Origin of the sequence: Sphingomonas olei (genome assembly GCF_045369765.1) — a bacterium.
GTDB lineage: Bacteria > Pseudomonadota > Alphaproteobacteria > Sphingomonadales > Sphingomonadaceae > Sphingomonas > Sphingomonas panaciterrae.
The window spans coordinates 1-9,121 of sequence record NZ_JBIQEU010000039.1 but is presented as its reverse complement, the minus strand read 5'-3'; the positions used below and the strand labels follow the sequence as shown (position 1 = coordinate 9,121).

The window sequence follows — 9,121 nt, the reverse complement described above, 5'->3', positions numbered from 1 at the left end:
CCACCTCCAGCCGGCCATGGCGGCGGAGACGACGATGCACTAACAATCAACCCGGACCACCCGGTGGGGGCTGCTCAGCGCCGTCCCCAAGGTCTTCCGGGTCTCGCTCGGGAACGCCTCAAGCAACTCATCGCCGAAATGCGTCGGCAGGCCCTTGGGGCTATGCTCGGCCATGTGGCGGCCGAGCCGCTGGGCGAGATCGCTGAGATGGTCGTACACGCTGCTTTTCGTCCCGGTTGGCCGCGACAGGCGGCGCACCGGCGCACCGTGTGCCGGCCCGTATTCCTTACCTTCATATAGAAGCGCCAACAATAGGGTGTTGATAAGGGTCCATTATCAACAGCAGGTGTGCGCCCACGCTAGACGCTGGGCAATGTTTGCGGATACTATCAGGCATGGCTCGCCGTCATCCCGATCTTTCCGCGCCAGCCTGGACTCACGGGCTAGCGTACGAACTCGAAACCACGATGGCCGCCATTGCACGTCTCGATGCACGGATTTCCGCCAGCCATTGCGCCTCGGCGTGGACCCGACGCGCTGCGTGGAGCGGATTTGGTGAGGCGCTGCGGGGGCAAGGGGTCGAGATCGACGAAATCGATATTTTCGGCCAAGCCTGCGGCCTTCCCCTGCCCTCGCGATCACTCCTGCCGACCTTCGGCGACGATCTCGCCGCCCTCGCGGCGTGGCACGAGAGCCTCGCAAGGCGCGGTCCGCGGCACTGGCGCGAGGCCCTCCCCTTCAGCTTCGATCCCCCGGCCGACTGGGGCCAGCGGCCGCTGCTCCTGCGCGCGCTCGAGCTTATCGCCCGGCATGCGCGTGCAGACCGTACCAGCGTGCCTTGGCTGGCGCTCCCGGCGCTACTCCACGATCTCGGGGTGACGCATCGCCCGCTTCCCAATCTGGCATGGGCTGACAAGGCCCTGCGGCTGCAGCCGGACGCGGCAGACGCGATCATCCGGCGCTTCCTAAAGCAGCTGCGTCGCTCCGCCATAACGGGCCTCGAGCGGCTCGAGGCGATCGAGGCCGACAGGCTGCGCTCCGCGCACGCACTGGGACAGGCCCGCCGCCCCGGCGCGCTCCTACCCCTACTGGCGCTCTCTCAAGTCCAACCGGTGCTCAGCCCGCGCGGCGTCGGCGGGCACCTTGGCCTGACCATCTCGGGAGCTGGCAAGCTGCTCGCGCGGGCCGCGAGAGCCGGGCTTCTCGTCGAGGTGAGCGGGCGTCAGAGCTGGCGCGCGTATCTTCCACCGGATCTTGCGCAGGCGTTCGGCTTCGTACCCGCGCGCCGCGGGCGGCCGATCGCGCCACCTCGGCCAAGTCCCGCGCTTGACGCCGTTCTAGCCGACTTCGACGCCGAAATGCGCGCGATCGATGAGCGCCTGGCACGTCTCGGCGTCGGGATGACCGAGCCGACGCCGGCCTGACCTTCGCTGCGGCCGATCAGCTCGTTGGCCAGAACCGGTCGAGGATCTCACCGAGCGCCCTCTCGGCGTCTGCCCGCGTGGCGCCCGCCTCCGGCAACAGGGTCAGCGTGACGCCGGTCCGGCCGTGGCCATCGAGTCGAAGCACCTCCGCGCCTCCCTCCGTCCTGACCGTGGTGTCAGCCTTTCCTGTCTTCTTGGGGGATCCTGTCTTCTTGGGGGCCTCGGCAGCAGCCGCCAGCATGCGCACAACGTCGGCCGGGGCGCGAGCAACGTCATCACCCCGTTTGCGCGCTTCCGCGATGCGGCGCCCTTCGGCGAATACGCGGTCGCGCCGGTCCTCGGGCTTGAGCAGCGGCTTGATCTGGGTAACGTGCTTGATCCCGAGGTCGTGCGGTGACGCAAAGGCGCCGGTCACCTCTGCCGGCAGTCGCGCCAGATCGAGATAACGACTGAGCCAACTCGTCGAGACGTTGATACGCTCGGCCATGTCCTGCTGCTTGCCGCCGTAATAGGCGCCGAGCGCCCGGAGATAATCCCGGGCACGTTCGAAGTCCGAAATATCCTCGCGCGCGCGGTTCTCGATATCGGAAAGCCGGAATGCCTCTTCATCGGTGAGCTCCCGGATCTCGACCAGGAACCGGAAGTCCGGATAATTGTGGCTGCGCAGCCAGCTCACCGACCAGTGCCGTCGCGCGCCGCTAATGACCTCGAAATCGAAGTCCGGATCATCACGTATCCGACGGACCAGCGCCGGAACTTCCTGCTTCCCTTGCGCCTTGAGGCTGTCGATCAGGTCCCGGCAGCGCTCTTCCGAAAGGCCTGCGTAATCGCGGTTATGGCCGTGCCACATCCGGCAGCGAGCAGGGTCGACGAGTTCGGTGGCCCGACTGACGAGCGAGCCGGTCGCCAGCTCCGCCAGTCGCGTACTGCGCCCCGCGAGCACCCCCATCCCCAACCGCGAAGGTCGCGCCGGTGGGTCCGCCGGAGCCTCGATTGCGCCGGCAAGATCGGCAGCGAACGTGCGGTTTTTCGCGCTCATGGCGCCTCTCCTTTATCCGAAATTGCACCGGTGCAATTTTGATCCTCCCTCATGCCAACCCCTCTCGTCTCAGGCGGCTCTCATGGCTTGGCCACATCGAACGGATATCCGTCTCGATCTCCGAATTAACCCCGTCCAAATAGGTCAGGCACCGGTCGCGCACAGATCGGCTCGTGGTGGGACCATCGAGCTCATAAACGGTCATCAGACGCGCGCTCGCATTGTCGATCTCGGCAGAGTCCTTGAGCGGGGTCCGGACCAGCGCGTTGCCGTAAAGCTGACCCATCAGCCCCATCAGCTCACGCTGCATCGACTTGTTCTCATCGACCTTCGAGGCAACGAAGCGGAGAAAGGCAAGGTCGGTGTCCATGCCGTGCTCGAGCAGGACCTGCATCGTCTCGTCGAGCATCGCGAGGTAGGCGGCCGTCGAGGAGAAATCCATCACGGTCGGCGGCACCGGGACCACAAGTGCATTCGCCGCGCGCAGGACCGAAAGCGAAATTGCCCCAAGCGCGGGCGGCGGATCGATCACCACCACATCGTAGCGGTCTGCTACAGAGGCAATCCCCTGCTGCAAGCGATCGAGCAAGGCCCCCTGCCCTCGCGCCATCCTCGCTGCGAGTTCGTATTCCGACTGGAACAGCCGCAGGTTCGCCGGAATGAGATCAAGGCCGTCGAAGTGGGTCGCCCGGATTGCATATTCCAGGCTCACCAACTCGTCCTGGCGGAGGAACGGGTAGAGCGTATCCTCCTCCTGAAGATCGAGATCGGGCACATAGCCAAACAAGGTTGTCGCCGACGCCTGGCTGTCGCAGTCGATGAGCAGGACGCGATAACCCCTGATCGCCAGGAACTGCGCCAGATGCACCGAGATGGTGGACTTCCCCACTCCGCCTTTGAAATTCTGGACGGCCACGACCGCACAGGGATCGTCCGCCGACCGCCAGGGCCGGGTCCCGAACACGCCACGCATGTCGTTCAGTTGCCCGAGCGTGTAGCCGACACGGCGATTGGTTTCGGTGCGACCCGGTTCAGGCAGTCGGCCGTCCTTCTCCGCCTCACGAATGGCTGCGGGCGTGCGGCCGACCAAGTCGGCCGCCTTTCCTATCGTGAAGATCGGTTCCCGCCGCTCGTCAGCGCGCTTGCTCTGCGCCCCGTCCCGAAGTTTCTCGAGGATGTTGGAGCAACGCTCGGCAAGGGCGCTGATTCGGGATCGATCCGGTCGAACCCGCGCAATTGCGGTCGCCATAGGCCATCCTTTCGCTAGACAGCCATTACATGCCCAGTTTGCGCTTTTCCGTCAACGCCACTCTGTTTTTCGAAAGCCGCAAGCCGCGTAGGCCAGGAGTGGCGGCATCCTGTCCGCCTGGGGGCGATTTAGCGAGGGCACGGCGAAAATTGCACCGGTGCAATTTTCAGCTCGGCCGACCCTTCCGCGTGACGTAACTCTCGCAAAAGCCCTGCCACGAGCGCTGCAGCTTGACCCCACTCAGCTTCACCAGTCGATCGCCCATATGACCCCGGTAAGCTTCGGCGATCAGATCCACGTCCCAGCCCCCGCCATGGGAACGCCCGATCGACAGAAACTCCTCGGCGCCCGACCATCGCAGCGAGCCTGAAGGAAAGCTTGCGAACTTGACCCGCGGACGCTCGGCGTCGGCCGACCTCATCCGCCCCGCAGCCTGTCGGACGATGTTCGACACAGCCGAGGCTCGCTCCGCTGATGGAGCCTCACCGACGGCCCCGGCCTGATCCACGGCTTCCTTGGACGTGACGACCACCGGAAGCCGTACCTTCTGCTTCTCACCTGCAAGCTCACCAACAGCGCGAGCGGACTCCACGGTGCCCTCGCGACGGGCTCGGCGCCCGGCTGAATGACGTTCCAGTTCGTCCACGGTGCCGATCTGCGCCGGCGCATCCTTTGCCTCAAAGCGGAATTCCACCTCCGCCACCGCCCTGCCCTGCCGCGTTTCCTTCCACTCCACGCGGAAGTGCGCGAGCTGATCGATCTCGCTCTTTGCGGTTTGCAGGACCTTGCGCCGCAGCTGTGCGAAATCCTTATATACGTCAGGAGCTATGCCCAGCGCCGCTCGCAAAGCCGTGATGTCGCAGCGCCAGGTCGGCTGGCGGCGGTGAATGCGAAGCGCACCGATCTCGTAAAGCTTGAGCGCATAGCTCGATCGGAAGCCGAGGACGGCCTGTCTATTCAGGACCGCGTATGTTTCCGATTCCTGAATTAGCTTGCGAGCGTCCGGGGTGAACTCCCATTCGATCCAGCCGCTCTCGCCGCCATCCTCGTCCTCGGCCTCCTCCTTCGACATCTGGATGAGTGAGAAACGCCGCGTGGCCTTTCGTCCACGCCAGCTTCTGTCGTCTTCTGCGAACAAGGTGCGATGCAGTTCCTCCAGCATATCGGAGATGCGCTCATTGCCCTTGTGGCCGCGGCGAATATCCGCCTTGCGCATCCGGTGCGGCACGTCGCGCCAGGCATCGCCGCCGGCCGTCAGGATCATCAACGCGAGAAGGCGTGAAGCGGTCAGGCTGAGCGACTGGCCCTTGACAAACCGGACCTCGACGAGCTTTCCGGGCTTAGCGAATTCCGCGGTCTGCTTGGAAGCGAGCGCATGCGCAACCCGCATCGCACGGCCGGCTCGCTCTTGATCTTCGTCGTCTAGCTCGACATCCTTTGTCGGCGAATCATCCATAAACAGGCTCCGAGCGCTTGGCTGCCTGACCTGACCTGCAACGTCAAGACAGGACAGGAAAGAGCGTGCCGGTGCGCCCCCAAGCGGTCAGGATGAAAACGGCCGATCCGTGGAGTTCAAAGCGCAGAACTCCACGAGTCGCGCCACAATTCACGCCATCGAGGACCGGGTGGGTTGAACGCGCTGGAAAACAGCGGAAAAGTAGGGCCCCCAAGAAGACAGGGTCACCCCAAGCGGTCAGGACAGGTCCCCCGATTCGGCAGGCATAAGCCCCCACCCGGTCAGGTAACCTCCCCCATCCGGTCAGGATGACGTGAATAAGTCCATGATTGTAGAGGCAAATCCTCCGCTGAATCAGAATCACTGGAATCAGTGAATCGCTCCGCTGCTGGCGCAGCGGTGGTTTTGAGAGATATTTTGGAGAAGATGAGGAGGGGAGGGGGACCGAGCGTCTGAGCCCGGAGAAAACTCATGCCTCTCACCGCCAGGAAACCAACGCAGCACCTCGTCGACCTGGTCGGTAGCCTTGGCGGCACCTGGCACGGCTATGTTGCGATGTGCCGATGCCCCGCCCATAACGACACCGAACCAAGCCTCTCCATCCGGCAAGGCGATCGCGACATCCTGGTCACCTGCTTTGCCGGTTGCTCAAGGGACGACATTCTACGCGAGCTACGACGCGTCCGCCCAGATCGCGAGCATCCCTCCCCGGTGGCGACCGGCATGCCCCGTACCGCTAATGTCTGTCGCATCTGGGATCAGGCGTTCGAGGTCCGCGGGACACTCGCCGAGCGATACCTCCGCCGGCGCAACCTCATGCCGCCCCCGTCCGACATCCGCTTCCACCCCCGCTGCCCGTATATGCCCAGGCCTAGTACCGTGTTTGAACCAGCCCTTCTCGTCGCCGTTCGCGAAGGCCGCCGCTTGGTCGCCGTCCAAAGGATTTTCCTCGATCCGGCAACCGGCGGCTCCACGCGCAAGGTGATGCTTGGCACACCGGGAGGTGGAGCATGGCGTGGCGGGGAGGGAGGTACCGTCCTGGCAATCGCCGAGGGGTTCGAAACCGCGGGAGCCTTCGCACGCCTGAACGGCATTCCCTGCTGGGCTTCGCTTGGCGCACGGCGGCTGGATCAGCTCGCCCTTCCGATCACGATCGACTGCCTGCTCATCGCGGAGGACAACGACCCTGAAGGCCATCGCGCTGCAGACCGGGCAGAGGGTCGCTATGGGCAACCAGGACGCGCCATCCATCGCGCGCCGCCACCGGCTGGATTCAAGGACTGGGCAGATGCGCTCGACGCGCACGTCCAACGGGCTGGCGTCTAGGCGCGTCGCGCCGGACGAGGGGAGGGGGTCGAGCGCGTGATGCTGCCGAAGGGTGCAGCCACGCCGGAGACCCCAGATGACCGATCTCTTCCACGCGGCCGATCGCGCCGAGCATGATGCTGCGCGTCTGCTTCTTCCGCATCTCGCTTCCGAATGCGCCGTCACCCGTCGCCTCCTGAATGAAGTCATGGCCGCCGCCTTTGGTGGCTCCGATGCCGACGGTCAGTGGACACAGCGGAGAAGCTTCGAAGTTCTCGAATACGCGCTCGCTCTTCACCTTCGCGCGCGCGGTCCAGTCCTGTCCTCGTTTGATGACGTCCGCGCCCTGATCGCGCTTTTGGACAGGCTCCCCACCCAGACGGTGCGAAGCGAGGAGCAGCTCGAATGGCAGCAGTTTTCCACACCGGTCGACATAGCCGGCGTCGCCATCCTGCTTGCCGACGTTCAGCCTGACGACATCGTCCTCGAGCCGAGCGCGGGCAACGGACTGCTTGTCGCCTCGATCGGTCAGCATAGATCTCTCCACCTGAATGAACTCGATCCCGCCCGCCGTGGCCGGCTGCCCCAGCTCTTTCCCGATGCCGAGGTCTCCGGCGAGGACGGGGCCACCATCAATTCGACTCTGGCTGCGGCAGACCAGCCATCGCTCATCCTGATGAACCCGCCATTCTCACGATCGCTCGGGCGCGGCGCCGACGACTATGCGGCTGTCCGTCATCTCCAGGCCGCTTTGCGCCGTTTGCGACCGGGCGGCCGGTTGGTTGCGATCATGCCGGACTGGTTCGGGCCGAGTGCGAGGATGCGCGACCAGTACGAGACCGTGCTGCGCAATGTCACCGTTCAGACGTCGGTACGGCTCGAGAAATGCTACTTGAAACACGGCACGTCGATCGCTGTCCGGCTATTCGTTATCGACAAGCTGCCGGGCAGGACGCCGCCCGCCGTCATCCAGCGATCCTCGGTCGAGGAATTGCTCGACGCGCTGTGTGTTCCTGAAAGATCGATGGTTTCAAGGGAGGAAGCGGCGCCTGCGCCCAAGCGATCGGGCGGCGTCTCGCTGTTTCGTGCGGTCAAGAGCAGCCGGCCCGAACCTCGACCCTATCACGCGCCGGTGCGAAACGACGTCCTTCCCGTCAAGTATGAGAAGCTGGCAACCGCGGCTCCGTTGCTTGAGCAGACCGGTGTCTACCTTCCCTATCGCCCAAGTCGCATCACCTTTGACGTCGCCGGCGAGCATCCGACCCCGCTCGTCGAGTCCGTGGCGATGGGATCGATCCCGGCGCCGGTGCCCGACTATGTCCCCTCGCTCCCCGAGCGGACCGTGGCCGAGCGGCTGCTGTCCGCCGCCCAGCTCGAAACCGTCGTCTATGCAGGACATGCCTGGTCGCAGACGATCCCGGGCAGGTTCAAGCCGAACAAGGAAGGTGTCGGCCTGACACTTGCCGAGGACGGCGAGGCCTATCGGAAGGGCTTCTTCCTTGGAGATGGCACGGGTGCCGGGAAGGGCCGGCAGATAGCGGCCTGTATTCTCGACAACTGGCTCCAGGGCCGCCGCCGCAACATCTGGGTCACCAAGAACGCCCCTCTTCTTGAAGATGCGCGCCGGGACTGGACCGCGCTCGGCGGTCTTAGCGGCGACATTCAGCCGATCTCCAACTGGAAGATCGACGAGCCTATCCGGCTCGATCAGGGTGTCCTTCTCGTCACCTATCCGACGCTGCGCTCGATGCGCGGCGACCATAGCCGGCTGAAGCAGATCGTCGACTGGGCCGGCGCCGACTTCCAAGGTGTGCTGGCGTTCGACGAGGCTCATGAAATGGGCGGCGTCGCGGGCGGGGAGGGTGCGCTGGGCGCCAAGGAAGGTTCCCAGCAGGGCATCTGCGGCGTTCTTCTCCAGAACCAGCTTCCTGGCGCGCGCGTGCTCTACGCCTCCGCGACCGGCGCCTCGGACGTCAACAATCTTGCCTACGCCGTGCGCCTGGGTCTCTGGGGGCCCGAAACGGCCTTTGCGGATCGCGAGCAATTCATCAGCGGCATCCGAAAGGGCGGCATTGCGGCGATGGAGCTGGTCGCGCGCGATCTCAAGGCGACCGGTCTCTACATGGCGCGCGCATTGAGCTTCGCCGGCGTCGAGTACGAGATCCTCCGCCACGAGCTGACCGCCGCGCAGATCGAGATCTATGATACCTATGCCGATGCCTGGTCGATCATCCATCAGAACATGGAACGGGCTCTCGAGCTCACCGGCATCGTCGACGGGATGGAGAACGTGACCCTGAACAGCGGCGCCAAGGCGGCGGCCCGCTCGCGCTTCGAGTCGACCAAGCAACGCTTCTTCGGCCAGGTCCTCCTATCGATGAAGCTCCCGACGGTGATCGCGGCGGTACGTGGCCATCTCGCAAACGGCCAGTCAGTCGTGCTCCAACTCGTGACCACCGCTGAATCGATCCTCGACCGCCGTCTCGACGCGCTGAGCCCTGACGAGCGAGCCGATCTCGAAATCGACCTGTCACCCCGTGAAGCCGTGTAATGTGGAGCTCCACATTAGATATATTCTTTGCAGTCGCAGTTTATGTCGAGCGTGGCGGCGAGAGACGCAGGTTTCCTTCGGTTTTCCATGATTTCAC

At 64.5% G+C, this 9,121-nt stretch carries 7 protein-coding genes; 3 read left to right on the top strand and 4 right to left on the bottom strand.

The features are described 5' to 3' along the window. Window positions 1–39: 39 nt before the first annotated feature. Window positions 40–219 carry a hypothetical protein gene (locus ACH0BU_RS17445; RefSeq protein WP_500264415.1) on the bottom strand — a complete coding sequence of 60 codons (180 nt, stop codon included), beginning with the start codon at window positions 217–219 and terminating at the stop codon, window positions 40–42. Window positions 220–467: 248 nt separating this feature from the next. Here ACH0BU_RS17445 and ACH0BU_RS17440 point away from each other — a divergent pair, with 248 nt between their 5' ends. Then, entirely contained in the window at window positions 468–1,424 is a 957-nt protein-coding gene (locus tag ACH0BU_RS17440) for a hypothetical protein (RefSeq protein ID WP_500264414.1), read from the top strand. Window positions 1,425–1,440: 16 nt separating this feature from the next. Here ACH0BU_RS17440 and ACH0BU_RS17435 read toward each other — a convergent pair whose 3' ends face one another. From ACH0BU_RS17435 to ACH0BU_RS17425, 3 genes are all read right to left on the bottom strand, one after another. Beyond that, window positions 1,441–2,463, bottom strand: coding sequence for a ParB/RepB/Spo0J family partition protein (locus ACH0BU_RS17435; protein WP_406889467.1), 1,023 nt, complete (start codon window positions 2,461–2,463; stop codon window positions 1,441–1,443). 49 nt (window positions 2,464–2,512) lie between these two features. After that, window positions 2,513–3,712, bottom strand: coding sequence for an AAA family ATPase (locus tag ACH0BU_RS17430; RefSeq protein WP_406889466.1), 1,200 nt, complete (start codon window positions 3,710–3,712; stop codon window positions 2,513–2,515). 166 nt (window positions 3,713–3,878) lie between these two features. Next, window positions 3,879–5,102, bottom strand: a complete 1,224-nt coding sequence (locus ACH0BU_RS17425) for a replication initiation protein (RefSeq protein WP_406889613.1) — start codon at window positions 5,100–5,102, stop codon at window positions 3,879–3,881. A 537-nt stretch (window positions 5,103–5,639) separates the two neighbouring features. Between ACH0BU_RS17425 and ACH0BU_RS17420 the strand changes: the two genes are divergently transcribed. Further along, entirely contained in the window at window positions 5,640–6,494 is an 855-nt protein-coding gene (locus ACH0BU_RS17420) for a DUF7146 domain-containing protein (RefSeq protein WP_406889464.1), read from the top strand. A 76-nt stretch (window positions 6,495–6,570) separates the two neighbouring features. Continuing rightward, on the top strand, window positions 6,571–9,024 hold the full coding sequence (locus tag ACH0BU_RS17415; RefSeq protein ID WP_500264413.1) for a strawberry notch-like NTP hydrolase domain-containing protein: 2,454 nt from the start codon (window positions 6,571–6,573) through the stop codon (window positions 9,022–9,024). Window positions 9,025–9,121: the final 97 nt, after the last annotated feature.

Bases quoted from the DNA above. Each gene is read 5' to 3' on its own strand.
- ACH0BU_RS17430 (WP_406889466.1), bottom strand. From the start codon at position 3,712: ATGGCGACCGCAATTGCGCGGGTTCGACCGGATCGATCCCGAATCAGC.
- ACH0BU_RS17420 (WP_406889464.1), top strand. From the start codon at position 5,640: ATGCCTCTCACCGCCAGGAAACCAACGCAGCACCTCGTCGACCTGGTC.
- ACH0BU_RS17435 (WP_406889467.1), bottom strand. From the start codon at position 2,463: ATGAGCGCGAAAAACCGCACGTTCGCTGCCGATCTTGCCGGCGCAATC.
- ACH0BU_RS17425 (WP_406889613.1), bottom strand. From the start codon at position 5,102: ATGCGGGTTGCGCATGCGCTCGCTTCCAAGCAGACCGCGGAATTCGCT.
- ACH0BU_RS17415 (WP_500264413.1), top strand. From the start codon at position 6,571: ATGACCGATCTCTTCCACGCGGCCGATCGCGCCGAGCATGATGCTGCG.
- ACH0BU_RS17440 (WP_500264414.1), top strand. From the start codon at position 468: ATGGCCGCCATTGCACGTCTCGATGCACGGATTTCCGCCAGCCATTGC.